The organism is Streptomyces sp. NPDC033136, assembly GCF_055578235.1.
The window spans coordinates 139871-166067 of record NZ_JBVIPD010000011.1 but is presented as its reverse complement, the minus strand read 5'-3'; the positions used below and the strand labels follow the sequence as shown (position 1 = coordinate 166067).

23 protein-coding genes and 1 pseudogene are annotated in these 26197 nt (G+C 70.0%); 13 read left to right on the top strand and 11 right to left on the bottom strand.

Annotated features, from left to right (window positions below):
* Positions 1 to 57: 57 nt before the first annotated feature.
* Positions 58 to 552, bottom strand: a complete 495-nt coding sequence (locus ACZ5TL_RS21890) for a DUF3145 domain-containing protein (protein WP_468591753.1) — start codon at positions 550 to 552, stop codon at positions 58 to 60.
* Positions 553 to 811: 259 nt separating this feature from the next.
* On the opposite strand from ACZ5TL_RS21890, the gene ACZ5TL_RS21885 reads away from it, so the two are divergent.
* Positions 812 to 1699 (top strand): SGNH/GDSL hydrolase family protein, encoded by an 888-nt coding sequence (locus tag ACZ5TL_RS21885; RefSeq protein WP_468591751.1) that lies wholly within the window; start codon positions 812 to 814, stop codon positions 1697 to 1699.
* 24 nt (positions 1700 to 1723) lie between these two features.
* Positions 1724 to 2695 carry an aldose epimerase family protein gene (locus ACZ5TL_RS21880; RefSeq protein WP_468591749.1) on the top strand — a complete coding sequence of 324 codons (972 nt, stop codon included), beginning with the start codon at positions 1724 to 1726 and terminating at the stop codon, positions 2693 to 2695.
* 75 nt (positions 2696 to 2770) lie between these two features.
* Here ACZ5TL_RS21880 and ACZ5TL_RS21875 read toward each other — a convergent pair.
* A pseudogene (locus ACZ5TL_RS21875) lies at positions 2771 to 3027 on the bottom strand (fibronectin type III-like domain-contianing protein); the annotation flags it as partial.
* Positions 3028 to 3138: 111 nt separating this feature from the next.
* Here ACZ5TL_RS21875 and ACZ5TL_RS21870 point away from each other — a divergent pair.
* On the top strand, positions 3139 to 4368 hold the full coding sequence (locus ACZ5TL_RS21870; RefSeq protein ID WP_468591748.1) for a pyroglutamyl-peptidase I: 1230 nt from the start codon (positions 3139 to 3141) through the stop codon (positions 4366 to 4368).
* Here the strand turns inward: ACZ5TL_RS21870 and ACZ5TL_RS21865 are convergent.
* Entirely contained in the window at positions 4322 to 5146 is an 825-nt protein-coding gene (locus ACZ5TL_RS21865; protein WP_468591747.1) for an EI24 domain-containing protein, read from the bottom strand. The two genes, ACZ5TL_RS21870 and ACZ5TL_RS21865, sit on opposite strands and share 47 nt — an antisense overlap.
* 463 nt (positions 5147 to 5609) lie before the next feature.
* Between ACZ5TL_RS21865 and ACZ5TL_RS21860 the strand changes: the two genes are divergently transcribed.
* Positions 5610 to 6755 carry a serine hydrolase domain-containing protein gene (locus ACZ5TL_RS21860; RefSeq protein WP_468591745.1) on the top strand — a complete coding sequence of 382 codons (1146 nt, stop codon included), beginning with the start codon at positions 5610 to 5612 and terminating at the stop codon, positions 6753 to 6755.
* Positions 6756 to 6873: 118 nt separating this feature from the next.
* On the opposite strand, the gene ACZ5TL_RS21855 is transcribed toward ACZ5TL_RS21860, so the two are convergent.
* Positions 6874 to 7896 carry an NADP-dependent oxidoreductase gene (locus tag ACZ5TL_RS21855; protein ID WP_468591744.1) on the bottom strand — a complete coding sequence of 341 codons (1023 nt, stop codon included), beginning with the start codon at positions 7894 to 7896 and terminating at the stop codon, positions 6874 to 6876.
* A gap of 102 nt (positions 7897 to 7998) precedes the next feature.
* Here ACZ5TL_RS21855 and ACZ5TL_RS21850 point away from each other — a divergent pair, with 102 nt between their 5' ends.
* Positions 7999 to 8448: a MarR family winged helix-turn-helix transcriptional regulator gene (locus ACZ5TL_RS21850; RefSeq protein WP_468591742.1), complete on the top strand. Its 450-nt coding sequence runs from the start codon at positions 7999 to 8001 to the stop codon at positions 8446 to 8448.
* 120 nt (positions 8449 to 8568) lie between these two features.
* On the opposite strand, the gene ACZ5TL_RS21845 is transcribed toward ACZ5TL_RS21850, so the two are convergent.
* Complete coding sequence (locus ACZ5TL_RS21845) at positions 8569 to 9537, bottom strand: SCO2400 family protein (protein ID WP_468591741.1); 969 nt, start codon at positions 9535 to 9537, stop codon at positions 8569 to 8571.
* A gap of 251 nt (positions 9538 to 9788) precedes the next feature.
* Here ACZ5TL_RS21845 and ACZ5TL_RS21840 point away from each other — a divergent pair, with 251 nt between their 5' ends.
* From ACZ5TL_RS21840 to ACZ5TL_RS21805, 8 genes are all read left to right on the top strand, one after another.
* Positions 9789 to 10952, top strand: a complete 1164-nt coding sequence (locus ACZ5TL_RS21840; RefSeq protein ID WP_468591740.1) for a mandelate racemase/muconate lactonizing enzyme family protein — start codon at positions 9789 to 9791, stop codon at positions 10950 to 10952.
* 61 nt (positions 10953 to 11013) lie between these two features.
* A complete protein-coding gene (locus ACZ5TL_RS21835) occupies positions 11014 to 12018 on the top strand; it encodes a zinc-dependent alcohol dehydrogenase (RefSeq protein WP_468591739.1) in 1005 nt (334 codons plus the stop codon).
* Between the two features lie 195 nt (positions 12019 to 12213).
* Positions 12214 to 13182 (top strand): hypothetical protein, encoded by a 969-nt coding sequence (locus ACZ5TL_RS21830; protein ID WP_468591738.1) that lies wholly within the window; start codon positions 12214 to 12216, stop codon positions 13180 to 13182.
* A gap of 149 nt (positions 13183 to 13331) precedes the next feature.
* On the top strand, positions 13332 to 14444 hold the full coding sequence (chvE, locus tag ACZ5TL_RS21825; protein WP_468591737.1) for a multiple monosaccharide ABC transporter substrate-binding protein: 1113 nt from the start codon (positions 13332 to 13334) through the stop codon (positions 14442 to 14444).
* Positions 14445 to 14490: 46 nt separating this feature from the next.
* Complete coding sequence (mmsA, locus tag ACZ5TL_RS21820; protein WP_468591735.1) at positions 14491 to 16041, top strand: multiple monosaccharide ABC transporter ATP-binding protein; 1551 nt, start codon at positions 14491 to 14493, stop codon at positions 16039 to 16041.
* A complete protein-coding gene (gene mmsB / locus ACZ5TL_RS21815) occupies positions 16038 to 17282 on the top strand; it encodes a multiple monosaccharide ABC transporter permease (protein ID WP_468591734.1) in 1245 nt (414 codons plus the stop codon). The genes mmsA and mmsB overlap by 4 nt, the downstream gene beginning before the upstream one ends.
* Before the next feature lie 56 nt (positions 17283 to 17338).
* Positions 17339 to 18487 carry an aldose epimerase family protein gene (locus ACZ5TL_RS21810; RefSeq protein ID WP_468591733.1) on the top strand — a complete coding sequence of 383 codons (1149 nt, stop codon included), beginning with the start codon at positions 17339 to 17341 and terminating at the stop codon, positions 18485 to 18487.
* 201 nt (positions 18488 to 18688) lie between these two features.
* Positions 18689 to 20491 carry a pyridoxal phosphate-dependent aminotransferase gene (locus ACZ5TL_RS21805; protein ID WP_468591731.1) on the top strand — a complete coding sequence of 601 codons (1803 nt, stop codon included), beginning with the start codon at positions 18689 to 18691 and terminating at the stop codon, positions 20489 to 20491.
* A 16-nt stretch (positions 20492 to 20507) separates the two neighbouring features.
* Here ACZ5TL_RS21805 and ACZ5TL_RS21800 read toward each other — a convergent pair whose 3' ends face one another.
* From ACZ5TL_RS21800 to ACZ5TL_RS21775, 6 genes are all read right to left on the bottom strand, one after another.
* Positions 20508 to 21944: a family 43 glycosylhydrolase gene (locus ACZ5TL_RS21800; protein ID WP_468591729.1), complete on the bottom strand. Its 1437-nt coding sequence runs from the start codon at positions 21942 to 21944 to the stop codon at positions 20508 to 20510.
* A complete protein-coding gene (locus ACZ5TL_RS21795; RefSeq protein ID WP_468591727.1) occupies positions 21926 to 22906 on the bottom strand; it encodes an arabinan endo-1,5-alpha-L-arabinosidase in 981 nt (326 codons plus the stop codon). Before ACZ5TL_RS21795 ends, ACZ5TL_RS21800 begins: the two co-directional genes overlap by 19 nt.
* A 196-nt stretch (positions 22907 to 23102) precedes the next feature.
* Positions 23103 to 23513, bottom strand: coding sequence for an ATP-binding protein (locus ACZ5TL_RS21790; RefSeq protein WP_468591857.1), 411 nt, complete (start codon positions 23511 to 23513; stop codon positions 23103 to 23105).
* A gap of 181 nt (positions 23514 to 23694) precedes the next feature.
* Positions 23695 to 24129: a VOC family protein gene (locus ACZ5TL_RS21785; protein ID WP_468591725.1), complete on the bottom strand. Its 435-nt coding sequence runs from the start codon at positions 24127 to 24129 to the stop codon at positions 23695 to 23697.
* A 421-nt stretch (positions 24130 to 24550) separates the two neighbouring features.
* The gene (locus ACZ5TL_RS21780; RefSeq protein ID WP_468591724.1) at positions 24551 to 25099 is read right to left on the bottom strand and encodes a YciI family protein; all 549 of its coding nucleotides are present in this window, start codon (positions 25097 to 25099) and stop codon (positions 24551 to 24553) included.
* Between the two features lie 218 nt (positions 25100 to 25317).
* The gene (locus ACZ5TL_RS21775; protein ID WP_468591723.1) at positions 25318 to 25872 is read right to left on the bottom strand and encodes a hypothetical protein; all 555 of its coding nucleotides are present in this window, start codon (positions 25870 to 25872) and stop codon (positions 25318 to 25320) included.
* Between the last annotated feature and the right edge of the window lie 325 nt (positions 25873 to 26197).

Genomic DNA, 26197 nt, shown 5'->3' with positions numbered 1-26197 from the left:
TACCACGTGAAGGGCCCCACCTTTCGGTGGGGCCCTTTCGTCTGTGCGGAGCGGAGATCAGACCACCTGGTGGAGCCAGCGGACCGGGGCGCCCTCGCCTGCGTGGCGGAAGGGCTCCAGCTCGTCGTCCCAGGGCTTGCCCAGGAGTTTGTTCAGCTCGGCTTCCAGGTCGGTCTCCCCGCGCCGGCTGCGTTGCAGCGCCGCGCGCAGGCGGTCCTCGGGAATGAGGATGTCGCCGTGGATGCCGGTGACGGCGTGGAAGATGCCCAGGCCAGGGGTGCAGCTGTAGCGTTCGCCCTCGGCGGTGGAGCAGGGTTCCGAGGTGACCTCGAAGCGCAGCAGGTGCCAGCCGCGGAGCGCGGAGGCAAGCTGGGACGCCGTACCCGCCCGGCCCTGCCAGGAGAACTCCGAGCGCCAGGTGCCCGGGGAGGCGGGCTGGCGGATCCAGTCCAGGCTGACGCGCGTGCCGAGCACCCCGGCGACGGCCCACTCGACGTGCGGGCACAGCGCGCGCGGCGCGGAGTGCACGTACAGAACTCCACGTGTCGTCACCGGAACCTCCGGGCAGAGCGGGACATCTTGGAAACGGGCGGAACGGCTGTGACCGGGCGGGTCACGTTGATGGCGAGGCTACCGTGCGGGGGCGCAAGGAGTGTGACGTACGGTCGGTCCAGGTGCCGGGAAACGCCCGCCATTCACCCAGGGGGACGCTTGTACGGGTGTGAGCCGTTGCACCTGATCGGCCGGGAACCCTCATGCGTTGTTATCGGTTGGGGATACAGGCACGGCGCGGCGAGGGGACGGACCAGGAATGCGGATGCGAGGCCACCGCTCACGGGGCGTGCTCGCCGTGTTGGCAGCGGCCGTGCTGGGCGCTGCCGGGTGCGATGCCGTGGGCGGCGACTCCCCCGCCCCGTCCGGGAGTGCCAAGCCGTCTGCGAAGCCCACGCCCCTGTGGGACCGCAGCCCCAGCTCCGTCGCCGCCGTCGGTGACTCCATCACGCGCGGGTTCGACGCGTGTGACGTGCTGTCGGACTGCCCGGAGGCGTCCTGGGCTACCGGTGCCAGCCCCGAGGTCGACTCGCTCGCTGTGCGGCTGCTGGGGCGGACCGGCGCCGCCGAGCGGAGCTGGAACTACGCCGTGACCGGGGCGCGGATGGCCGATCTGCCCGGGCAGATCGCCCGGGCCGTGCGACGGAAACCGCAGCTGGTGACGGTGTTGGTCGGGGCCAACGACGCCTGCCGGTCCACGCCCTCGGCGATGACCCCGGTCTCCGCCTTCCGAGCCGACTTCGAGGACTCGCTGCGCTCCCTGCGCAAGGCCCTGCCCAAGGCACAGGTGTTCGTGGCGAGTGTGCCGGACCTGAAGCGGCTGTGGTCCGAGGGCCGCACCAGCCCGATGGCCAAGCAGGTGTGGCAGCTGGGCATCTGCCCGTCGATGCTGGGTGACCCGGACGCCCTGGGCTCGGCGGCGAAGCTGCGGCGGGACACGGTGCAGAAGCGGGTGGAGGACTACAACAAGGTTCTCAAGGAGGTCTGCGCCGAGGACAAGCGGTGCCGCCACGACGAGGGCGCGGTGTACGACTACCGCTTCGGCACGGCCCAGTTGAGCCGCTGGGACTACTTCCACCCCAGCGTGAACGGACAGGCCCGGCTGGCGGAGATCGCCTACCGCACCGTCACCGCGAAGACCCCCTGACCAAGCACTACTAGAGTTCCGCACATGAACGAACTCTTCGGCACACTTTCCGACGGGTCCCCGGTGCACCGCTGGACCCTGGAGCGGGCGGGCGTACGGGTGCGTGTCCTGTCGTACGGCGGGATCGTGCAGTCCGTGGAGGTGCCGGACCGGCACAGGGTGGCCGCGGGCGTGGTGCTGGGGTTCCCGGATCTCGACGGGTATCTCGCCCATCCGGAGCCGTATCTCGGCGCCCTTGTCGGGCGGTACGCCAACCGGATCGCCGGCGGCCGCTTCCCGCTGGACGGGCGGACGTACGCACTGGAGCCGAACAACGGGCCGAACTCGCTGCACGGCGGGGCGTGCGGCTTCGACAAGCGAGTGTGGGACGCGACGCCGGTCGAGCACGGGGTGCGGCTGTCGCGGATCAGTCCGCACGGCGAGGAGGGCTTCCCCGGGCGGCTGGAGGTCTCGGCGACGTACACGCTCCGGGAGAGCGGCGCGCTGGGCATCGTGTACGAGGCGGTGACGGACGCGCCGACCGTGGTGAACCTGACGAACCACAGCTACTTCAACCTGGCCGGTTCCGGCGACGCGGGCGGCCATGAGCTGCGGCTGGCCGCCTCCCGGTACACGCCGGTCGACGCGGACCTGATCCCGAGCGGCGGCCCGGAGGATGTGGCCGGCACCCGCTTCGACTTCCGCGAGGCCCGCAAGGCCGGCTCCGGATACGACCACAACTTCGTGCTCGACAAGGGCGTGACGGACACCGCGGTCGAGGTCGCCGAGTTGTACGACCCGGCGTCCGGGCGGGTGCTGACGGTGGCGACCACCGAGCCCGGTCTCCAGCTGTACACCGCCGACCATCTGGGCGAGCCCTTCGCGCCCGGCGCCGGCATCGCGCTGGAGACCCAGCACTTCCCCGACTCGCCGAACCGGCCGGAGTTCCCGACGACCGTGCTGCGGCCGGGTGAGGTGTTCCGCTCGGAGACGGTGTACGGGTTCGGCGTGCGCTGACCGTGGCGACCCACGAGCCCCGGTCCAGGGGTCAGGTCCCGGACCGGGGCTGCTCGGTGGGGAACTTGTCCCGTATCAGACGTTAATCATCGCGGTCATCCTGCGGTCCGCGATCGACCGCCCGACCTGGATCTCGTACGAACCCTTCACAAACGACCACGGCTTGGTCGCCCCGTCCCAGATCTCGAAGGCCCGGCGCGGCAGTTCGACGGTCGCCTCGGTGCTCTCGCCCGGTCCGCCTCGACGCCCGCGAAGCCGGCCGGCGCGCGGGCCGGGTCCGCTCCGCCGGGGGCGAGGGAGAGCTGGACGGCCTCGCGTCCTGGGCGGTCACGAGGGCCCCGCCCATGGCGTCGGCCGCGTCCGTCACGCGATACTGCGGCCGTCCGGCACCACGCCACCGCACCCCCCCTACCCCCCAACCGTGACGGAAGGTCCGAACACCCTTGACTTCCCTGCGCGTTCGCCTCGGCGTCCTCGGCCTCGCCCTGCTGACCGGTCTGACCACTCCCACGACCGCGAGCGCCGCGGAGAGCGCGGCCTCCCCCACCGTCGAGGAGCGGCGGCTCGACCGGGCCGTCCCTCAGGAGATCCTGCGTCGCTCCGGATTCGACACCGTCGCCCCGCGGTTGGCCCGGACGCTCGACGCGTCCCGCTCCTACGGGGAGGCCCGCCGGGCCGTCACCCGGGCGGGAACGGCGCTGTGGCGGCGGGCCGTCGACCGGGCGCAGGGACGCGGGCCTGCCGGGGGAGACATCAGCCGGGACGACGACCGGCCGCTGTACTGGGCGCGGCTCGGCATGACGCGTGAGGTGCGGACCTGGGAGCCGGAGTTCGGTCTGACGGACCGGCGGCGGGCGGCGCTGCTGGACGAACTGGAACGCACCTCGCGCGGCCAGACCACCATTCTCCCGCACGGCAAGGGCGTGAAGCGGATCCTGCTCACCGGCTTCGACCCGTTCACCCTGGACCGGGACATCCGCATCTCCAATCCGTCCGGTGCCACGGCGCTCGCCCTCGACGGCACGGTCCTCCAGACGGCGGACGGCCCGGCCCGGATCGAGACGGCCGTGTTCCCGGTGCGCTGGCAGGACTTCACGGAGGGGACGGTGGAGCGCACGCTCCGTCCCCACCTGCCGAAGGTCGACCTGTTCACGACCGTGAGCCAGGGCCGGGTCGGGCGGTTCGACATCGAACGGACCAACGGGGCCTGGCGGGGCGGCTTCGGGGACAACCTCACCGTCGGCCGCACCGGGACCGTCCCCGTCACCGACCCGGCCTCGCAGCCGCAGTGGACCACGACCACGCTGCCGTACCGGGAGATCGTCGCCGCGGACACCGGCCGTTTCCCGGTGTACGACAACACGAGCGTCACCGAGATCCCCGCCGGCGGCACCGAGCCCGTCGTACGCCCGGAGGGCCCGACTCCCGGGTCGACCGCTCGCGCGGGCGGCGGCGGGGACTACCTGTCCAACGAGATCGCCTACCGCGCGACGCTGCTGCGGGACCGGCTGGGGCTGCGCGACAGGCTGCCGGGCGGGCATGTGCACACGCCCGTGCTGCAGTTCGGCGCCGGGAACACCACGCAGGTCACGGACCCGGAGTTCGAGCGGAACCGGCTGGACATCATCACGCAGGTGAGGACGATCCTGAAGGTGGCTTCAGAAGAGTCTTGACGGGCTGGCCGTCCTCCTCGCCGCCCTCCCGGATCTCCTCGCCCAGCAGGTCACGGGCCATGAGGGTGGCGCCGGCGACCGCGCCCGGCATCAGGAACACCGCGACGAACGGCACCAGGAAGGCCACGGCCAGCGGCGTGCCGAAGCCCCAGACCAGGGTCTTGCGGGAGCGCAGCAGGGTGAGGCGGGTGCGCAGTTCGACGCTGCGGCGCTGGAGGGCGACGGCGGTCAGTTCCTCGGTGAGGAAGAACCCGGTGACGAGGAACCCGATCACCGGGACGGCCGTCTGCCCGACGACCGGGATGAAGCCGCACGCGAACAGCAGCACGCCCCACAGGGCGGCCCGCAGGACGATCCGGAGGCTGTCACGGGCGGAGATCCACAGTTCGCGCCAGAGCGGCAGGCCCGACTCGGGGGCGTGGCCGTCCGGGGACACGTCGTGGTCGACCTTCTCGGAGAGGTTCTCGTAGAAGGGCTGCCCGACCAGCAGGGTCACCGCGGTGAACGTCACGACGGCGAGGAGCAGGGCGAGGGCGAACAGCACGGCGGTCAGGAAGCCGCGGAAGAGGCCGGGCCACGGGCTCGGCCAGTCGTCGGCGAACGGCGTCGCCCAGCCCACGGCGTCCTCTCCCCACAGCGCCAGCGCCACCAGCGCCGCCGCGTACAGGACGAGGGTGATCAGGCCCGGGAGCAGCCCGAAGCCGTACTGCTTGCCGTGCCGGGCCACCCATCGCTGGCCCTTCAGCAGGTACCGGAAACCCACCCCGAGATCGCGCATGGAAGCACCTTATCGGGGCAGGTGCCGGACTCTTGAACGCGCTCCGGTCACACCGGTTTCACAGCCACGGACCTGTCCGGCCCGGCGGGCCGCCCGCTCGGGAGGGGGTCATCCGGGTCAGCGGTGACACCAACGCGCTCATGCTGCCGTTGAGTCGAACCGGTACACCTCACCGTACCGATCTCAGGAAGCCTCTCAGGAGGTACGTCAGGAGGTACGCGTGCGCACCAGGAGAGCCGTTCCTGCGAGACCTGCACTGTTCGTCGCCCTTGCCCTCGCCACGGCGGGTTCGCTCCCGCTCGCCCCCGGCCCGGAGAACCGCGGTGACACGTGCGGTTACGAACTCGGGTGACGTCACGCGTGACGCACCGAACCACTCTTCCGGGGCCACCCGGGGGAGAATTCGCCAGGTGGCGGGGGCATTGTTCACAGTGGCACACAGCGGTTCAGTTGAGGAGAGCGGATGACGCAGGAGATCCACGGCACCGTGGCGGACGGCTTCGAGGCGGTGCGCGAGGAGTTCGCCGCGTTCGTGGCCGGGGAACGAGCCGACTACGAGGGGCAGCTGTGCGCCTACGTCCACGGCCGGAAGGTCGTCGACCTGTGGGCGGGGACCGAAGCGGACGCCCTTTACGGCGTGTTCTCGTCCACGAAGGGCGCGGCCTCCCTGGTCGCGGCCCTCCTCGTCCAGGACGGCACACTCGAACTGGACCGCAAGGTGACCTACTACTGGCCGGAGTTCGCGGCTGAGGGCAAGGGCGCGCTGACCCTGCGCGATCTGCTCGCGCACCGGGCGGGGGTGGTCGGCACGGACACCGGCTTCACCCTCGCGGAGCTGGCCGACGACCGCCAGGTCGCCGAACGCCTCGCCGACCAGCGGCCGTTCTGGCGCCCCGGCACGGCCTTCGGCTATCACGCGCTGGTCATCGGCGCGTTGGTGGGCGAGGTCGTCCGCCGGGCCACGGGCCGCACGCTCCAGGAGGTCTACCAGGAGCGGGTCAGGGCCCCGTACGCCCTGGACTTCCACCTCGGCCTGCCCGCGCCCGAGGAGGCACGCTTCCGCGATACCCAGCCGATGGCCCCGACCGCCGCACAGCAGGCCGTCCTCGACGCCACGCCCACCGGTCCGCACACGCTCGCCTCGATCGCCTTCAACCGCCACGGTGTGGAACCGACCGACCTCGCCTCGCTCCCGAACATGCCGCTGATCCGCGCGAAGGGCCCGGCCTCGGTGGGCGGGGTGGCGTCCGCGCGGGGCCTGGCCGGGATGTACGCGGCGGCGATCAGCGAGGTGGACGGGCAGGCGCCGCTGCTGAAGCCGGACACCGTCGCGGAGTTCGGCCAGTTGCACTCGGTCGGCTACGAGCTGGTGTCACGTGCCCACAAGTCGTTCGGTCTGGGCTTCCAGACCACGGCAGACGCGTCGCACCCGTTCCTCGGTGCCGGGACGATCGGGCACAGCGGCGCGAGCGGTTCCCAGGCCTTCGCGGACCCGTGGAGCGGCCTGGCGTACGGCTACACGCGCCGCCGGTTCGCCTACCCGGGCGGCGCGGCCCCCGAGAACGACCGCCTGGCGCGGGCGGTCCACACGGCGGCGCTCGCTGCCTGACCGGGCACGGACGGAGGCCGCACCCCACGTCCAAGGGTGCGGCCTCCGCGTACACAACGACCGGCGTTGCACGAGCGTCACGGTGCTGTTCCCGCGGGCCGCCCGCGCGTAGAGGGCGTCAGAGCTTGACGATCATCTTCCCGGTGTTGTCACCGCGCAGCACGCCCAGGAACGCCTCCAGGTTGTTCTCGATGCCCTCGACGACGGTCTCCCGGTACTTCAGCTCGCCGGAGGCGACCCAGGGGGCGACCTCCCGCACGAACTGCGGCTGCAGGTCGTAGTGATCCCCGACCAGGAAGCCCTCGATACGGCCGCGGGTCTGGATCAAACGGGCGAGGTTCTTCGGGCCCGGGGCGGGCTCGGTGTTGTTGTAGACGGAGATCATGCCGCAGACGGCGATCCGGCCGCCCTCGTTGAGGGAGCCGATGGCCGCCTCCAGGTGGTCACCGCCGACGTTGTCGAAGTAGACGTCGATCCCGTCGGGAGCGGCGGCGCGAAGCTGCTCGCTCACGGGCCCGTCCTTGTAGTTGAAGGCGGCGTCGAAGCCGTACTCCTCGACGAGGAGCTTCACCTTCTCGGCCGACCCGGCGGACCCCACGACCCGCGAGGCGCCCTTCAGCTTGGCGATCTGCCCGACCTGGCCGCCCACGGCACCGGCGGCACCGGAGACGAAGACGGTGTCGCCCTCCTTGAAGGCGGCGGTGCGCAGCAGCCCCGCGTACGCGGTGAGGCCGGTCATGCCCAGCACACCGAGGTACGTCGACAGCGGCGCGGTCTCCGGGTCCACCTTGACGGCGTTCTTCCCCGCCACGACGGCGTACTCGCGCCACCCGAAGAAGTGCAGCACGTGGTCCCCGACGGACAGCCCCTCGGCGTTCGAGGCCACGACCTCGCCGACGGCGCCACCCTGCATGACCTTGCCCAGCTCGAACGGGGCCACGTAGGACTTCGCGGCACTCATCCGGCCGCGCATGTACGGGTCCACGGAGAGGTGCTTGTTCCGGACGAGGACCTGTCCCTCACCGGGCTGCGGGACCTCCGCCTCGACCAGGGCGAAGTCCTCGGGCTTCGGCCAGCCGACCGGGCGGCTGAGCAGGTGCCACTCGCGACTGACGGCGGGGAGGGCGGGGGTGTCGGTCATGATGCGCCTTACCTCACTGACTCGATACGGATGTTTCAGTACCTGAAACAACCATGCTCCTGAAAATTTCAGGTTGTCAAATAACCGGGTACCCTGGTGGGCATGGCCTCTACCACACCGATCCCTCAAAGGGTGACGAACCGCCCTGATCCACTGACCCTCGAGGTCGTCGAGCTGATCGGGGAGGTCGTGGCGCGGTTCCACGAGGACTACGAGTCCGCGGCGGCGGAACACGCCCTGACGGGCGCGCAGGCGCGGCTGCTGAGCCTGCTGTGCCTCGAACCGCTGCCCATGCGGAGGCTGGCGCAGCGGCTGAAGTGCGAGCCGTCCAACGTCACGGGCATCGTGGACCGGCTGGAGGCGCGGGGGCTGGTGGAGCGGCAGCCGGACCCCACGGACCGCCGGGTGAAGGTCGCGGCCGCGACGGCGGAGGGACGCCGGGTGGCCCGGAGCCTGCGGGAGTCGCTGCGGTTCGCCCGGGAGCCGCTGGCCGGGCTGTCGGAGGGCGAGCGGGTGGCGCTGCGGGACACCCTGCGGGGCATGCTGGGCTGACGCCCGGCGCGCCGTCAGGAGGCCCCGCGGACGCGCTCGTCCCGCCGGCCCGTGCCGTGCGTGCTCCCGATGAGGGGTGGCCACGGGCGGCCCTCCTCGAGCTTCAGCCCGAGGTGCAAGTCAAGTGCACCACCACAGGAACCGCTCGCACGACTCCGACGGGGACGGTTCCGGTTCCGGGGCCTTGGTGGTCGGGTCGGACGTCGGAGTCGGCGCGGGGGCCGGTGGAGCGGCCGTGGGACCCGACGCCGGGTCGCTGGGGGAACCCCCTGCCGTGGCCGACTGGGAGTCCTTCGTCGGCCCGTCGTCCGTCGGGGACGGTGACGCCCCGTCATCCGGGGATTCCGAGGCCGACGGGGAACCGGACGCCCCCGGAGATGGCGAGTCCGATGCCCTCTCAGTTCCCGCGCCTCCGCCGGTAGTCGGGCCCGGCTTGCCCGCCTCCGTCGACGCGTCCCCGTCGGGCGACTCGCCTCCGGCCGACGCCGGCTTCGGTGTCGGCCGGGGCGCGTCCATACCCAGTTCGGCCAGGCTCAGCCCGCCCGCCGCCAGTACGAATCCCGCGGCCACGAACAGGGTCCGGCGCCGCCTGCGACGGTGCGCCGCGGCCTTCCGGTCCCGGCGACTGGCCCCACCCGGGCCGTCGGCAGCCGGACCGCGTCCGCGTCCGCGCCGCCGTGCGGCACGGCCTGACGGTGCGTCCTCGTCGTGCTCGCCGTCCTCGCCGTCCTCGCCGTGTTCGTCGTGTTCGTCGTGTTCGCTGTGCTCGTCGTATTCGCCGTGCTCGTCGTGTTCGCCGTACGCGCCCTGCTCGCGGTACTCGCCGTACTTGTCATCCAGGCCGCCCGGGGCATCGCCGCCCGGGGCATCCAGACCGTCCGGACCCTCCGAGCCCACCAGGCCGTCGAGTCCCTCCGAGCCGCCCGGCTCCCCAGGCCTCTGCGGTGCGCCGCCGGCGCTCCCGGACGCGGGGGTGCCGTACACGCCGTGCTCCGGCTCGCGCCAGCGCAGCGATTCGGCTGAGGTGCCACACCCGGGGCAGGCCAGCGCGCCGTTGAGGTGCCGTCGGCACGGGTCGCAGTAGTCCATGACGCGGGCAGGTTAAGTTCCGCGCCGGTCAGGTTCCTAGATCCAGCTGTGAAGGTTCTGTAGGGACACACCCCGACCCTGGTTTCGAAACTGTCGAAACCGTTATTGGCGCGACCCATTGACACTCCCACCGCCGCATCCTTACTGTCACGCCAGCATTTCGAACGTGTGCCGAAATCTCGAACACAGCCTGCGGCACACCGACGGAACACTGACGGAACTGAGCCGACGAAGCTGCGAGGACAACCGCCGTGCGCATCACCGGAATCAGCACACACGTGGTCGGGACGCCGTGGCGCAACCTGACGTACGTCCAGGTGCACACCGACGAGGGGATCACCGGAGTCGGCGAGACCCGGATGCTGGGACACACCGACGCCCTGCTCGGTTACCTGAGAGAGGCTGAGGCCAACCACATTCTCGGCTCCGACCCGTTCGCTGTCGAGGACCTCGTCAAGCGGATGAAGTACGGCGACTACGGCCGCGCGGGCGAGATCGTGATGTCCGGTATCGCCGTGATCGAGATGGCCTGCTGGGACATCAAGGGCAAGGCCCTGGGCGTCCCCGTCTGGCAGCTGCTGGGCGGCAAGGTCACCGACAAGGTCAAGGCGTACGCCAACGGCTGGTACACCACCGAGCGGACCCCGGAGGCCTACCACAAGGCCGCCCAGGGCGTGATGGAGCGCGGATACCGGGCGCTCAAGATCGACCCCTTCGGCACCGGCCACTTCGAGCTGGACCACCAGCAGACCCTGTACGCCGTCTCCCTGATCGAGGCGGTCCGGGACGCCATCGGCCCCGACGCCGAGCTGATGCTGGAGATGCACGGCCGTTTCTCCCCCGCCACGGCCGTGCGCCTGGCCAAGGAACTGGCGCCGTTCAAGCCCGCGTGGCTGGAGGAGCCGGTTCCGCCGGAGAACCTGAAGGCCCTGGAGAAGGTCGCCGCCAAGGTCGACATGCCGGTGGCCACGGGCGAGCGCATCCACGACCGGATCGAGTTCCGGGAGCTGTTCGAGAGCCAGGCCGTCGACATCATCCAGCCGGACGTCGGCCATATCGGTGGAATCTGGGAGACCAGGAAGCTCGCCGCGACCGCCGAGACCCACTACATGCTGGTGGCTCCCCACAACGTGGGCGGCCCGGTCCTGACCGCCGCCTCCCTCCAGGTCGGCTTCACCTCCCCGAACTTCAAGATCCTTGAGCACTTCAACGACTTCGCCGACGCGGAGATCAAGAAGGTGGTCAAGGGCGCCCCGCAGGTGAACCCGGAGGACGGCTGCTTCCACCTCTCCGACGCCCCCGGCCTCGGTGTGGAGCTGGACGTCGACGCCGCCGCCGAGTTCCCGCAGCAGCAGGCCCGCTTCGACCTCTGGGCGGAGGGCTGGGAACAGCGCAAGCCGAAGGGCACCCAGTGACCGTCCGGCCGCCGGAAACCCACCAGCGGCGACCGAAACCTTCGAAACCCGGAGGAGCCACGTGAGTACCGCGGTAGTGATCGACGCCCCGGGCGAGCACCGCCTCGTCCCGCACGAGCCCCGGCGGCCCGGGGCCGGCGAGGCGCTGGTGCGCGTCCACGCCTCCGGGATCTGCGGCAGCGACCGCGAGGTCTACCAGGGCAACCGCCCCGAGGGCTACGTGCGCTACCCGCTCACCCCGGGCCACGAGTGGTCCGGGACGGTGGAGGCCGTGGGCGCCGGTGTTCCCGAGTCCCTCGTCGGCCGCAAGGTCGTCGGAGAGGGCTTCCGCAACTGCCAGGTCTGCGACCGCTGCCACGCGGGCGACACGACACTGTGCACGGCCGGGTACGAGGAGACCGGGTTCACACAGCCGGGCGCGATGGCGGCCACGCTGACGCTCCCGGCCCGCCTCCTGCACGCCCTACCGGACGACTGCGACCTCACGGCCGCGGCCCTCCTGGAGCCCGCCGCGTGCATCGCGGCCGCCGCGCTGAAGGGCAACGCACAGCCCGGCGAGCGCGTCGCCGTGGTCGGCACCGGCACCCTCGGCATGTTCGCCGTGCAGTTCCTCAAGGCGAACTCGCCGGCCGAGCTGCTGGTCGTCGGCACCCGCCGGGACCGTGAGGCGCTGTCGCGGCAGTACGGCGCTACGGACTTCCGGACGAAGGACGAGGAGCTCCCGGACGACTTCGACGTGGTGATCGAGACGGCCGGGTCGGCGGACGCCGCCCGGATCTCCGCCGCCCTGCTCAGACGCGGTGGCCGGCTGGTCCTCACCGGCATCCCGGCGCCGGGCGCCGACGGCCTCGACCCGACCGACCTCGTCGTACGGCAGCTGGAGGTGCACACCGTCTTCGGTGCGCCGCCGGACGCCTGGGCACACACGGTGCGGGTATTCGCCGCCGGGCTGCTCGACCCGCTGCCGCTGGTGACGCACGAGCTGCCGCTCGCCGAGTTCTCGCAGGCCATCGAGTTGGTGGGAGCCGGTGATCCGAAGGTGGGCAAGGTGCTGCTCCGCCCCTAGACGTACGCCGGTGCGGGGGCAACCTGACGGCTCCCGTGCCGGCGTACACCCAGCCTTGCCGTAAGGCCCTGGCGCCACATTCCCGTCTGCCTGACGGTGCCTGGCCCGCCCTCCGGGCGGACGAGGGGAATGTGACGCCAGGACCTACCCAGAGCCGCGAACCTCGTCCGAAATATCGAACCAAAGGACATTCCCGTGACCGACGCTTCCGCCCCGGCCGCCCGCAGGCCCGGTGAGCAGGCACTCACCGCCCTGGGCCTGAACGCCCCCGCCCTCGACCCCGCCGACACCTCGCCGCACTCCTTCCCCGGCGGCGGCCGCTGGCGCACCGAGATCCCCTCGTGCGAGGGTCCCGAGGCGCTGGCCGTGGTCCTCAAGGAAGCCTCGCGGCTGGACGTGCCGATCCACCGGATCAGCCAGGGCAGCGGCGTGTGGATGCTGACCGACGCCGAGATCACCGAGATGGCCGAAGCGACGGCCGAACGCGACATCGAGCTCTGCCTGTTCACCGGCCCGCGCGGCACGTGGGACATCGGCGGGTCCACGCGCACCGACTCGCGGGGGGCCGGACTGCGCGCCCGTGGCCACGACGCCGTCGCCGGCTGCGTCGAAGACGCCGTCAGGGCGACGGAGCTGGGCGTCAAGTGCCTGCTCGTCGCCGACGAGGGCGTGCTGTGGACCCTGCACCGGGCGAGAGCCGCCGGGATCATCCCGGCCGACACGACGCTGAAGGTCTCGGCGCTCATCGGCCCCGTCAACCCGGCCGCCTACGCGGTCTACGAGCGTCTCGGCGCCGACTCGGTCAACGTGCCGAGCGACCTGACGCTCGATCACCTCACCGAGATACGCCGGGTTTCCGGCGCTCCGATGGACATGTACATCGAGGCCCCCGACGACCTCGGCGGCTACGTCCGGATGTACGAGGTCGCCGAGCTGATCCGGCGCGGCGCACCGCTCTACCTGAAGTTCGGCCTGTCCAAGGCGCCCGGGATCTACCCCTACGGACACCACATGCGGGAGCTGACCCTGGCCACCGCCAAGGAACGCGTGCGGCGCGGCCGGCTCGCCCTGGATCTCCTGGCCCGCCACGGTGCCGACGGCGACATGGCGCCGCTCGGTTCGAGGCTGCCCGGCGATCTGCAACGCTTCGAAATCTCGTCATAACGTTCCGGCTACTCGGCTTCACAGAAGAAGACACAGCCGCGCACAATCCGACACATCTCTTCTCGGTCTTTCCGGCACGACCACCCGGAGCGACTTCGCGCCTCGCGCCTCCCGGACCGAGCCCTGCACACAGATCAAGGATGATCATCATGCGTAACCGCAGAGCCGCTCTCGCCGCCATAGCCGCAGCCGCCTCCCTCTCCCTCACCCTCTCCGCCTGCGGCCAGAACAGCGAGGGCGGCAGCAACGAGGGCGACGGCGACACCAAGGGCGGCACCATCGGCATCGCGATGCCGACCAAGTCCTCCGAGCGCTGGATCGCCGACGGCAACAACGTCAAGAAGGACCTGGAGTCCAAGGGCTACAAGACCCAGCTGGTCTACGGCGAGGACGACCCGGACCAGCAGGTCTCACAGATCGAGAACCTGATCACCCAGGGTGTGAAGGCGCTGATCGTCGCCGCCATCGACAACAAGTCGATGAACAACGTGCTTCAGCAGGCCAAGGAAGCCGACATCCCGGTCATCTCCTACGACCGCCTGATCCTCGGCACGGAGAACGTCGACTACTACGCGTCGTTCGACAACGAGAAGGTCGGCGAGCTCCAGGGCACCTACATCGTCGAGAAGCTCGGCCTGAAGGACGGCTCCAAGAAGGGCCCCTTCAACATCGAGCTGTTCGCCGGCTCCAACGACGACAACAACACCCGCTACTTCTTCCAGGGCGCGATGAACGTCCTGCAGCCCTACATCGACAAGAAGCAGCTCGTCGTCCGCTCCGGCCAGACCGAGCTGACCCAGGTCACCACCCTGCGCTGGGACGGCGGCACCGCCCAGAAGCGCATGGACGACATCCTGACCTCGTCCTACAAGCGCGAGCGGGTCGACGCGGTCCTCTCCCCCTACGACGGCATCTCCATCGGCATCCTGTCGGCGCTGAAGTCCGACGACTACGGCTCCAAGAACAAGCCGCTGCCGGTCGTCACCGGCCAGGACGCCGAGCTCGCCTCCGTGAAGTCGATCATCGCCGACCAGCAGTCGATGACCGTCTACAAGGACACCCGTGAGCTCGCCAAGGTCGCCTCGAACATGGTCGACGCGCTGCTGAACGACAAGAAGCCCGAGGTCAACGACACCAAGACCTACGACAACGGCTCGAAGGTCGTCCCCGCCTACCTGCTGGAGCCCGTCGCGGTCGACAAGTCGAACTACCAGAAGGAGGTCGTCGACTCCGGCTACATCAAGGCGAGCGACCTCAAGTAGTCCCCGCCACCGACCGACGATTCACCACTGATTGGAAGGCACGACCATGGCGGGACCCGTCCTGGAAATGCGCTCGATCGTCAAGACCTTTCCCGGCGTCAAGGCGCTCTCGGACGTCACGCTGACCGTCCGGCAGGGCGAGGTCCATGCCATCTGCGGGGAGAACGGCGCCGGCAAGTCGACCTTGATGAAGGTCCTCTCCGGCGTCCACCCGCACGGCACCTACGAGGGCGACATCCTCTTCGAGGGAGACGTCTGCCAGTTCAAGGACATCCGGGCCAGCGAAGAGCGCGGCATCGTGATCATCCACCAGGAACTGGCCCTGGTGCCCTACCTCTCCCTCGCGGAGAACATCTTCCTCGGCAACGAGCACGCCACCCGGGGGATCATCAGCTGGACCGAGACCCTGCGGCACGCCACCGAACTGCTGCGCCGGGTCGGTCTCTCCGACCACCCGGACACCCGCGTCGCCGACATCGGCGTGGGCAAGCAGCAGCTCGTGGAGATCGCGAAGGCCCTGTCGAAGAAGGTGAAGCTGCTCATCCTGGATGAGCCGACCGCCGCGCTGAACGACGAGGACAGCGGCAAGCTCCTGGACCTGATCCTGGAGCTGAAGAAGCAGGGCATCACCGCGATCATCATCTCCCACAAGCTCAACGAGATCCGCAAGGTCGCCGACTCGGTGACGATCCTCCGCGACGGCCAGACCATCGAGACCCTCGATGTGAAAGCCCCGGAGACCACCGAGGACCGGATCATCAGCGGCATGGTCGGCCGCGACCTGGAGCACCGCTTCCCGGAGCGGTCGCCGCACGAGCCCGAGGAGGGGGCGGCGCCCGCCCTGGAGATCCGCAACTGGACCGTGCACCACCCGATCGACCAGCAGCGCAAGGTCGTCGACGACGTGTCCCTCCAGGTGCGCCGCGGTGAGATCGTCGGCATCGCGGGCCTGATGGGCGCCGGCCGCACCGAGCTCGCGATGAGCGTCTTCGGCCGGACGTACGGCCGGTACGCGGGCGGCACGGTCCTCAAGGACGGCACGGAGATCCGCACGAAGTCCGTCCCCGAGGCGGTCAAGCACGGCATCGCGTACGTCACCGAGGACCGCAAGCACTACGGCCTCAACCTCATCGACACCATCAACCGGAACATCTCGCTGAGCGCCCTGGGCAAGGTCGCCAAGCGCGGTGTGGTCGACGAGCACGAGGAGCGGCAGGTCGCCGAGGGCTTCCGCAAGTCCATGAACATCAAGGCGCCGACCGTCTTCGAGCCGGTGGGCAAGCTGTCCGGCGGCAACCAGCAGAAGGTCGTCCTCAGCAAGTGGATCTTCTCGGGTCCGGAGGTGCTGATCCTGGACGAGCCGACGCGCGGTATCGACGTCGGCGCCAAGTACGAGATCTACACGGTCATCGACCAGCTGGCCGCCCAGGGCAAGGCGGTCGTCTTCATCTCCTCCGAGCTGCCCGAACTGCTCGGTATGTGCGACCGCATCTACACGATGGCCGCGGGACGGCTGACGGGTGAGTTCTCGCGGGCCGAGGCCTCCCAGGAATCGCTGATGCGTCAGATGACGAAGGACAAAGAGGTAACCCGATGAGCACGGACGTGACCGCCAAGAGCCCGGCCCCCGCGCCGCCGGGCAAGGGCGGAGGGACCGCGGGCGGCGGCCTGCTGCAGCTGGTGATGGACGGCATGCGCCGCAACATGCGGCAGTACGGCATGCTGATCGCCCTGGGCCTGATCGTGGCCCTGTTCGCCGTGTGGACCGACGGCGACCTGCTGCTGCCGCGCAACGTCTCCAACCTGGTGCTGCAGAACAGCTACATCCTCATCCTCGCGATGGGCATGATGCTGGTGATCATCGCCGGCCACATCGACCTGTCGGTCGGATCACTGACGGCGTTCATCGGCTCGATGGCGGCCGTGTTCATGGTCAGGAACGATCTGCCCTGGCCGGTCGCGGTGATCCTGTGTCTGGCGGTGGGCGCGCTCGCGGGCGCCATCCAAGGGTTCTTCATCGCCTACGGCGGCATACCATCGTTCATCGTGACCCTCGCGGGCATGCTGATCTGGCGCGGCCTGACGGAGATCTTCCTGGAGGGCCAGACGCTCGGCCCGTTCCCGCGGGGCCTGCAGAAGATGGCCAACGGCTTCCTGCCCGAAGTCGGCCCGGACACCAACTACCACAACCTCACGCTGCTGCTGGGCTTCGCACTGATCGCCTTCGTGGTCTTCCAGGAGATCCGTGACCGCAGGCGGCAGCAGGAGTTCTCGCTCGACGTCCCGCCCACCAGCCTGTTCCTGCTGAAGCTGGTCGCGCTCGGCGCCGCCATCCTCACGCTGACGATGCTGCTGGCCAGCTACAAGGGCACCCCGATCGTGCTGCTCGTCCTGGGCGTGCTGCTCGTCGGCTTCGGCTACGTGATGCGCAACGCGATCATCGGCCGCCACATCTACGCGATCGGCGGCAACCTCCCGGCGGCCAAGCTGTCGGGTGTGAAGGACAAGAAGGTCACCTTCCTTGTCTTCCTGAACATGGGCATGCTCGCGGCCCTGGCGGGTCTGGTCTTCGCCGCCCGCTTCAACGCGGCCTCTCCCAAGGCCGGCCTCAACTTCGAGCTGGAGGCGATCGCGGCCTCGTTCATCGGCGGCGCGTCGATGAGCGGCGGTGTCGGCACCGTGCTCGGCGCGATCATCGGTGGCCTGGTCCTGGGCGTGCTGAACAACGGTATGAATCTCGTCGGTATCGGCACCGACTGGCAGCAGGTCATCAAGGGCATGGTGCTGCTTGCGGCGGTCGGGTTCGACGTGTGGAACAAGCGCAAGGTCGGTTCATAAGTCAGATCGGGGCCCCGCCACCATGCGGGGCCCTCTCCTTATCGGGAGCCGCACACATGGAACTGAACAGACGCACGGTCATCGCGGGAGCGGCGGCTGCGGGCTTAGGCGCCACCACGCTCGGCGGCACGGCACACGCCAGGGGAGGAAGGAAGCCGGTGAAGACGCTCTTCGGCAAGCTCGCCGACGGCACCAAGATATACAGCTGGTCGCTGGAGAACGGCGGCACCCGCCTGAAGGTGCTCTCCTACGGCGGCATCGTCCAGTCGCTGGAGATCCCCGACCGCCGCGGCCGCTACGCCAACGTCTCCGCGGGCTTCGACAACATCGAGGACTACGTCGCCGAGAGCCCGTACTTCGGCGCTCTGATCGGCCGCTACGGCAACCGCATCGGCCAGGGCAAGTTCACCCTCGACGGCAAGAACTACCAGCTCTCCGTCAACGACGGCGAGAACAGCCTGCACGGCGGCGCACAGGGCTTCGACAAGCGCGTGTGGGACATCGAGCCGTTCACCAAGGGCTCCGACGTCGGCCTGCACCTGTACTACACGAGCGTCGACGGCGAGATGGGCTACCCGGGCACGCTCAAGACGAAGGTGACCTACACGCTCACCCGGGACGGCGACTGGCGCGTCGACTACGAGGCCACCACGGACAAGGCCACCGTCGTCAACCTCACCAGCCACGTCTACTTCAACCTCGCCGGCGAGGGCAGCGGCACGATCGAGGACCACGAGCTCCGGATCGCGGCCTCCCGCTACACCCCCACCGACTCGGGTCTGATCCCCACGGGCGAGCTGGCCAAGGTCGCGGGCACCCCCTTCGACTTCCGCCGTGCCAAGCCGATCGGCCGGGACATCCGTGTCTCCCACCCGCAGCTGGTGACCGCCAAGGGCTTCGACCACAACTGGGTCCTCGACAAGGGCATCACCGCCCGCCCCGAGCACGTCGCCACCCTGCGCGACCCGTCCTCCGGCCGCACGATGAAGATGGCCACGAACGAGCCGGGCCTGCAGTTCTACTCCGGCAACTTCCTCGACGGCACGCTGACCGGCCCGTCCGGCCGCACCTACCGGCAGGGCGACGCCCTGTGCCTGGAGACGCAGCACTTCCCGGACTCGCCGAACAAGCCGTCGTTCCCGTCGACGGTGCTGCGGCCCGGGGAGACGTACCGGACGACGACGATCCACACGTTCGGCTGCTGATCGACTGCTGCTCGTCGGCCGCTGCTCGTTGGTCGCTGACAAGCCTTCACAGGCAGGACACAAGTTCCGACCGGTTTTCCGACGGTTGAACGGTGTCCCGGTGGCCTCCGTATCAAAGGGCGGCCCGCGCTCCCCCGCGCGGGCCGCCCTTAAACGTCGGGTCCGGCCGTCCCCAACGGACCCGCCTCAGACGGAGGTTCCATGGCCGACAACGTCACGTCGCTGTTCCGCAGTACCGCGGCCCACAGCCCGTCGATGGCGGCTCTGACACGCGAGGGCGGCGACGAAGCCGGACCCGTGGACTTCTGCATCCCGTGCAACCCCTACTTCCCCACCCCGGCCATGTTCGAGGACATGGCGGGCAAGCTGCGCGACATCATCACGTACTACCCCTCCGGCGCCGACACCATCACGGCCGAGCTGTGCAGCCTGCTCCAGCTGCCCCCGCAGTGCGTGGCCATGGGCAACGGCTCGACCGAGCTCATCACCTGGATCGACCACCTGCTGGTCCGCGAGTCCCTCGCCGTCCCCGTCCCCACGTTCGGCCGCTGGACCGACCAGCCCATGGAGACCGGCAAGCGGGTCGACATGTTCCCGCTCCAGGAGTCCAGCGGCTTCGCCCTCGACCTCGCGCAGTACGCCGAGTTCATCCGCGCCCGGGGCACCCGCGTCGCCGTGATCTGCAACCCGAACAACCCCGACGGCGGCTTCCTCCACAAGCACTCCATCGTGCAGTTCATGGACGCCATGGCCGACCTCGACCTGGTCGTCATCGACGAGTCGTTCCTGGAGTTCGCGGACGCCGAGGCCGAGCCGTCCGTCGTCCAGGAGGCGATGCTGCGGCCCAACGTCGTCGTCCTGCGCAGCCTCGGCAAGAACTTCGGCCTGCACGGCATCCGCTTCGGCTACCTCGTCGCCAACCCGGCCCTCGCGGGCCGGATCCGCTCGATGCTCCCCAAGTGGAACCTCAACTCCTTCGCCGAGCACGTGGTGTTCATGCTGAAGGAGCACGGCGGCGAGTACGCGCAGAGCCTGCAGCAGGTGCGCCGGGACCGGCTCGACATGGCCTCCCAGCTGTCCTCGCTCCCCGGGCTGACGGTCTACCCCTCCCAGGGCAACTTCCTCTTCGTGCGCCTCCCCGTGGGCGCCGAGGGCACCGTGGTCCGGGACCGGATGCTCACCGAGCACCGGATCCTGGTCCGCGAGTGCGGCAACAAGATCGGTTCGTCCAGCCGCTTCCTGCGTCTCGTGGTGCGCCCCCAGGTGGACGTGCGTCGCCTGGTGTCCGGCCTGGAACAGGTGCTCTACGGGACGTCCAGGAGGGGAGCCGCCGTACCCGAGCCGGGCAACGGGACCAGCTACAGCTCGGGGACGGCGGCCGTGGACCGCCTGGTGAGCGAGACGAACGGGGCCGGGATGCGGGGACTGGCGGCGCAGGCCATCAGTACCGGTAGCCCGGGTCCCGCCGCCGCGCCCGCCCCCGCCGCCGTCGGCACCGGCATGCCGCTCCCCGCCGCCGCGTCCGCCGTGCCGGCGGGCCCGGGCGGCGGGATGCCGATGCCGACGGCCCCCCAGCCCGCCCCGCAGCCCGCTCCCCAACCGGTTCCGCAGCCCATGCCGGCACCGGCGCAGCCGCTCGCTCCGGCGGCCCAGGCCCCGGCACCGCCGCTCGCCCCGGCACAGCCCCTCGCTCCGGCACAACCGCTGGCTCCGGCACAGCCCCTCGCTCCGGCGCAACCCCTCGCTCCGGCACAGCCGTTCATGCCGGCGCAGCCGCTCGCCCCGGCCGCCCAGGCTCCGGCCCCGGCCCCGGCCCCGATGACCGCGCCGGCGCCGATGCCGGCGCCGATGCCCACCGGGCCCACCCCGCCCGGTGTTCCCGCCCGGGGCGGGCTCACGGCCGCCCAGGTCCGGGGGACGAACGGGCTCTCGCCGGCGCCGGCCACGGGGTGGCCCGCCGCGCAGAGCTGGCCCAACGCGGCGGGCATGGGGCAGGCGGGGTAGTCGCAGCCCGGCTGCGCTACACCGGGTTCAGCCTCCACTGCTGGCAGTTGTTGTTGAGCCAGGACCACTGGCGTACGTCCGCGCTGTCCGCTGTGGCGCAGTTCGCCACGTCGGCCACCTTGCCGGTGGCCTTGTTGACGATGCGGACGTGGCCGCCGTCCGTGGCTACGAACTGGAAGCGCTGGCAGGTGTTGTCCAGCCAGGACCACTGACGCAGGTCGGCGCCGTCGGCGGAGGAGCAGTCTGCGGTGTCCAGGACCTTGCCGGTGGCGACGTTCACCATGCGGTGGGTGTCGTCACCGAGGTCCTGGAGGCGCCAGCGCTGGTTGGTGCCGCCGTTGCAGGTGTACTGCTGGACGTTGGCACCGTCGGCCGCCGAACCTCCCGCCACCTCGAGACACTTGCCGCTGTTGCGGTTGGTGACGGTGTAGGTCGTCGAGGCGGCGGCCGGCTCACCGGAGGGCCCGGGGAGAGAGGCACCCAGCCGCACCGGCGTCCCGAAGTTCGGCGTGCCGTCGGAGTTCCAGGTGAACTTCTGGGCGCGGGTCGTACGGCCGTTGTCGCAGCCGTCGGACGCGGAGTCGTTGGCGTGGTAGACGATCCAGTTCTCGCGGCCGTCGGGTGAGGTGAAGAAGCCGTTGTGGCCCGGCCCGTACACCCCGTTCGCGTCGCTGCGCTGGAAGACGGGCGTGGACTTCTTCGTCCACGAGGAGGCGGAGAGCGGGTTCGAGCCGGTCAGCTCCAGCTGACCGAGCTTGTAGTCGGGCGTCCAGCAGCCGCTCGCGGAGTAGATCAGGAAGGTCCGGCCGCCCCGCTGCAGCACCTCGGCGCCCTCGTTGACGGTGCCGCCCTGCCGTTCCCAGGCGTACGTCGGTCTGGAGATCGTCGAGTACGCGCCGCTGACGGTGTACGGGTTCGACATCGGCGCGATGACGACGTTCTGCGTCCCGCCGGTGTTGGCGCTGCCCAGCATGTACAGCCTGCCGCCCACGTTCAGCACGCTCGGGTCCAGCATCCACCCGCTGTTGAGCTGCCCCTTGTAGGTGTACGGCCCCATGGGGTCCGAGCCCGCGCTCTCCAGCACATGGCTGCGCTGGGTGGGGTTGTAGTCGGACACGTTCTGCCCGGCGACGTAGTACAGGTACCAGCGGCCGTTGAGGAAGTGCAGCTCGGGCGCCCAGATGTTGCAGCACCGGGAGGCGGCGTCGCCCTTCCACACCTGGACGCTGGGCGCGGTGGAGAGCCCGGCGAGGGTGGCGGACTTGCGGATGGTGATGACGTCGGTCCAGCTCGTCGTCACCAGGTGGTAGTTGCCGTCGTGGTACGAGATCCAGGGGTCGGCCCCCTTGACGGACTTGACCGGGTTGGAGAAGGAGGCGGCGCTCGCGGAGGGCTGGCCGAGGCCGATCGCGAGCAGCAGGGCCGCCAGCAGGGTCAGTAGGCGACGGGCCATCCGCTGCTCCAGTTCAGGAGGTTGATGCCGAGCTTGGGGGTGCCGCCCGCGTTGCGGTCGTAGTAGTGGTAGACGATCAGGTCGCCGTCGCTGTCCTTCAGGATCGACTGCCCGCCCGGGCCGATGACGTTGCCGTGCGACTCGAGCACGGGCGTGCCGCCGTTCCTCATCAGGTCGACGCCGTTCTTGTCGCGGTACGGCCCGGTGATGCTGGAGGCGCGCCCGACCTTGACCTTGTACGTCGAACTGGTGCCGCTGCAGCAGGTGTCGTACGAGGCGAAGAGGTAGTAGTACCCGTTCCGCTTCACGATGAAGGGCGCCTCGACGGCCTTGGTGCCGGTCGGCCGGGAGGCGAGCGAGTACCGCGTGGTGTTGGAGCCGAGCTGCTTCCCGGTGGACGGGTTGATCTGGATCATCTTGATGCCGGTCCACCAACTGCCGAACGACATCCACCACTTGCCGTCGTCGTCCACGAAGAGGTTCGGGTCGATGGCGTTGAAGTCGCTGGAGGAGTTCGACGTGTAGACGGTGCCCTGGTCGGTCCAGCTGCCCGGCCGGCCGGTGCTGGAGGTGGCCAGTCCGATGGCGGAGGTGTTCGAGCCGAACTTCGAGACGGAGTAGTACATCAGGTACTTGCCGCCGTGGTACGAGATGTCCGGCGCCCAGGCCTCGGGGACGGACGAGTAGTTCCGCCACCAGCCCGGCCTGCTGGAGAAGGCGTCAGCGCCGTTCCGGAAGGCGGTGCGGTCACCGGAGGTCTTGCTGGAGATGCCGCCGCCGGTCGCGTAGAGCAGGTACTGGCCGGACGAGGTGCGGAGCATCGACGGGTCGTGGGTGACGACGTCGCCGGTGACGCGGCCGGGGTTGGGGTACGCGGACGCCGTACTCGGTATGAGGGCGAGCAGGGCGGCGGTGGGGAGGGCGAGCAGGGCGGTGCGTTTGCGGAGGGTGGTGCGGCTCATCGGGTCCTCCTTGCGGTGGGGGTGACAGTTCTGGTCGAGGTCTTCGAGGTGACCGAAATACCGAACAGTGCACGCAAGTTCGAACGGAACTTAGAATCGAACCACTTGCGCGTCAATGGTCCGCGCAGCACGAGTCCGCCCCGCCCGTCGCCCGCCGGGCGGCCCACCGCGCGGGTGTGGCCGCCTACAGCACACGTCAGGCCTGGCCGGCGTCCCGTTCGTGCTCGGCCACCTCGGCACGGACGGTCTTGCCGGGCGGCGGCTCCCTGCGGAGAACCTCCCAGCGGTCGGCGAGCGCGTCGACGAGGAGGAGACCGCGGCCGTGCTCGTCGAGCGGGCTCGGGGCCCTGACGCCCTCGGGGCCGGGCGGGCGCGGCGGCCCGGTGCGGGTGTCACCGACCTCGATCCGCACCCCACCGCCCGCGAGCAGGGACAGCCGCAGCTCGAAGTCCCGCCCGGGCACCCGCCCGTGGGTCACCGCGTTGGCAGCCAGTTCGGCGACGATCGTGGCGACCCTGCCGGTGACGTCCGTGCCGTAGGGAACACCCCAGGCGGTGCTTCCATGTGGCCAATTTCCCGCGCCACACGGCTGTTCGGGGGCATCCAGGTCGTCATCGACGCCGGCCGGCGACTACGTCGCCATCGGCCGGCCCACGGTCATCGCCGACGGCGGCTACCGCTCACCGGCCTGGCCGCCCCTCACGGTCCGGATGCGGCCAGGCCGAACTTGCCTGCTGGAGAGGCCCGAGGAGGCGGCTTCTCCCCGATCTCGCAGTCGCGGAGGACGCTCAGTCGAGACAGAACTCGTTGCCCTCGATGTCTTGCATGCAGATGCACGACTCGTTGTCGTCATCGGCGAGCAGCGTTCGCACGTGTACCGCGCCGAGCGCGACCAGTCGTGCGCATTCGGCCTCCAATGTGGCGAGGCGCTCCTCACCCACGAGTCCGGTGCCGACCCGCACGTCGAGATGCACCCGGTTCTTGACGATCTTCCCTTCGGGAACGCGCTGGAAGAGCAGGCGTGGTCCCACACCCGAGGGATCACTGCATGCGAAGTAGATGACCTGATCCTCAGGCGGCAGCGAGCGATGGTAGTCCTCCCAAGTGGAAAACCCCTGGGGGATCGGCGGCACGACGTACCCCAACACCTCGCACCAGAACCCGGCGAGACGCGCAGGTTCCGCGCAGTCGAAGGTGACTTGGAACTGCTTGATCGCTGACATCGGCGCACCATAACAGGGGGCTTTTTCACTCATCTACCGGCGCGGACCCGCAGGTTGGCGGCTTCGGACGAGCCACCGCCTCGCCGGAGTTCGTTCCGGGGGCAAGAGCGGCCCGCACGGTCCGCCCGTAGTGGTCGGCAAGGAGGCCGGCAGGCGATCGAGGCGATCCCCTGAACGGCGCGGAGGGCCGGGTCCCGTTGCGGCCCCCTGCGCGACATCGGACGGAGCGCCCGCTCGTGGTCACCGAGGCCAGCAGGCCGTGGCCAGCACGGAGACGGTGACCAGACCGGGCAGGAAGCGGTCATCGTTCAGGTCCGCACGGCTCACGTGGCGTGCGCCGGAGTCGGGAGTCAGGCCCTGGCAGCACGCAGCGGCCGAACGCGGATGCGCTGCCGGTCACGGTGGCCGCCGCGCCCGTTCGTCACCGTCGCCCGCCGAACTCCCAGGTATGCGCCTCGATATCGTCGTACCTCTCCTGGCTCAGCACCGCACCCGCCGCGTCCGCGTCCGACGCCCGGACCAGGGCCGCCGTACCCACCCACACCGCACCGTCGTCGGACAGCAGCGGCCCGTACGCGATCAGTTCGTCCCGGTCGGCCGGCACGCCGGGGTCGGCGGCGGGCCCCGGGCCGAAGCCGAGCACCAGGTAGCGGTTCCCGCCCGTCCGTCCGCCGGGGAAGTCCCACATGGTCCGCCCGAGCAGGTTGCGCCACCGCCGCAGGAGCACGTCCCGGTACACCCCGGCCTGGTAGTTGGGCTCGTCGAAGGCGAACGCGCGAGCCGCGGCGGAATCCGGGAGGTCGACGATGTGCACGCTGCCGGTGGGCGTTTCCCCGTCACTGCCGAACGTGGGCCCGCGGGCGATCAACTCCGCGGCGTACTGGTCCATGTAGGCCCAGTGCGCTTCCACCAGCCCCTCACGCAACGCCAAGGAGCCGGGGCGGTCGCGGTGATGGCAGAAGAACTCCATGGCGTGTCCGTCCTGGTGGATGATCTCGTCTCTTCCAGCATCGTGACCGCAGGAAAGCAGACTGCGGCCACAACACCATGCCGGACAACCCGGAAGTCTTCGTGAAGGCCACCGCGGCGGCACTCGCGCCCCAAGACCAGGACTGACCGCCCCCCGTCACACCCGCGGAACAGTGCTGCGCCCCCATGACGCGGGGCGCAGCACGTCGCGGGACGGCGTCAGTTGCAGGAGCCCACGGTGAGGAGGTTGTCGACGACGACCCTGCTCCCGGACTTCATGTAGGAGTACGCCTCGCCGCAGTAGCCGCGCTTCTGGTAGACGGGGCCGGCGTAGGAACTGAACGTGCCGAAGTCCTGGGTGTGAGGTGTGTCGGTGTAGTTGTCCTTCAGCCGGATGCCCATGTAGCGCGCGGAGCCGGTGTCGTTGAAGAACACGGCACAGATCGGCTTGTCGTAGTACCGGTCGCCCGTGGTGGTGCCGTTGGTCCACGTGTAGGTGGTGCCGTAGGTGCCGTAGCGGGCGGCGCCGGTCGAGATGGTGTAGCCGGATCCGCACACGTTGGCGGCGGCTGCGGCCACCGAGGCGTTGGCCTCGATGATCTGCCGGGTCTCGGACGAGGCCGTCGTGGCGACCTTCACGCCCTTGACGTCCAAGGTCTCGATCGCCGCGTCGGCCTTGAGGGCGGGCTGGTCGGCCGCCGACGCGGCAGGCGTAATGATCGTCGTGGCCAGCAGGGCGGCACAGACGCCGCCCAGGCGCATCACAGTCTTCACTTTTCCCCCTTGAAGTGACAGTCAGATCATCCTGACGCACAGACCGTAACGCATCGAACGTTCGAGCGGGCAGGCTTTTCGGCCTCCTGGATGGCCAAGGGCCTGACCGGCCGTACGGGGGTCCCGAGCCTGCGAGATCGCCTCATCTCCGCTGCGCCGCAGTGGCGTCCAGGAGGCGGTCTCGATTGTGGCGGTCGATGCCGGCAGTTCCTGCACTGTGCGCATCGGAGTGTCACCTCCCGGGACAGGGGCCCGTCTTTCAACCGTCCCCGTCCTCCTCACCCGCTCGTACAGAAGGGCTGGAAGCGTGACGATGCGCCTGCTG

What these genes read in the sequence shown, in the direction of transcription:
- ACZ5TL_RS21810 (WP_468591733.1), top strand. Translation starts at nt 17,339, where the DNA reads ATGGAACTGAACAGACGCACGGTCATCGCGGGAGCGGCGGCTGCGGGC.
- ACZ5TL_RS21865 (WP_468591747.1), bottom strand. Translation starts at nt 5,146, where the DNA reads ATGCGCGATCTCGGGGTGGGTTTCCGGTACCTGCTGAAGGGCCAGCGA.
- ACZ5TL_RS21845 (WP_468591741.1), bottom strand. Translation starts at nt 9,537, where the DNA reads ATGGACTACTGCGACCCGTGCCGACGGCACCTCAACGGCGCGCTGGCC.
- ACZ5TL_RS21800 (WP_468591729.1), bottom strand. Translation starts at nt 21,944, where the DNA reads ATGGCCCGTCGCCTACTGACCCTGCTGGCGGCCCTGCTGCTCGCGATC.
- ACZ5TL_RS21780 (WP_468591724.1), bottom strand. Translation starts at nt 25,099, where the DNA reads ATGGAGTTCTTCTGCCATCACCGCGACCGCCCCGGCTCCTTGGCGTTG.
- ACZ5TL_RS21885 (WP_468591751.1), top strand. Translation starts at nt 812, where the DNA reads ATGCGGATGCGAGGCCACCGCTCACGGGGCGTGCTCGCCGTGTTGGCA.
- ACZ5TL_RS21860 (WP_468591745.1), top strand. Translation starts at nt 5,610, where the DNA reads ATGACGCAGGAGATCCACGGCACCGTGGCGGACGGCTTCGAGGCGGTG.
- ACZ5TL_RS21805 (WP_468591731.1), top strand. Translation starts at nt 18,689, where the DNA reads ATGGCCGACAACGTCACGTCGCTGTTCCGCAGTACCGCGGCCCACAGC.
- ACZ5TL_RS21855 (WP_468591744.1), bottom strand. Translation starts at nt 7,896, where the DNA reads ATGACCGACACCCCCGCCCTCCCCGCCGTCAGTCGCGAGTGGCACCTG.
- ACZ5TL_RS21785 (WP_468591725.1), bottom strand. Translation starts at nt 24,129, where the DNA reads ATGTCAGCGATCAAGCAGTTCCAAGTCACCTTCGACTGCGCGGAACCT.
- ACZ5TL_RS21795 (WP_468591727.1), bottom strand. Translation starts at nt 22,906, where the DNA reads ATGAGCCGCACCACCCTCCGCAAACGCACCGCCCTGCTCGCCCTCCCC.
- ACZ5TL_RS21880 (WP_468591749.1), top strand. Translation starts at nt 1,724, where the DNA reads ATGAACGAACTCTTCGGCACACTTTCCGACGGGTCCCCGGTGCACCGC.
- chvE (WP_468591737.1), top strand. Translation starts at nt 13,332, where the DNA reads ATGCGTAACCGCAGAGCCGCTCTCGCCGCCATAGCCGCAGCCGCCTCC.
- ACZ5TL_RS21850 (WP_468591742.1), top strand. Translation starts at nt 7,999, where the DNA reads ATGGCCTCTACCACACCGATCCCTCAAAGGGTGACGAACCGCCCTGAT.
- mmsB (WP_468591734.1), top strand. Translation starts at nt 16,038, where the DNA reads ATGAGCACGGACGTGACCGCCAAGAGCCCGGCCCCCGCGCCGCCGGGC.
- mmsA (WP_468591735.1), top strand. Translation starts at nt 14,491, where the DNA reads ATGGCGGGACCCGTCCTGGAAATGCGCTCGATCGTCAAGACCTTTCCC.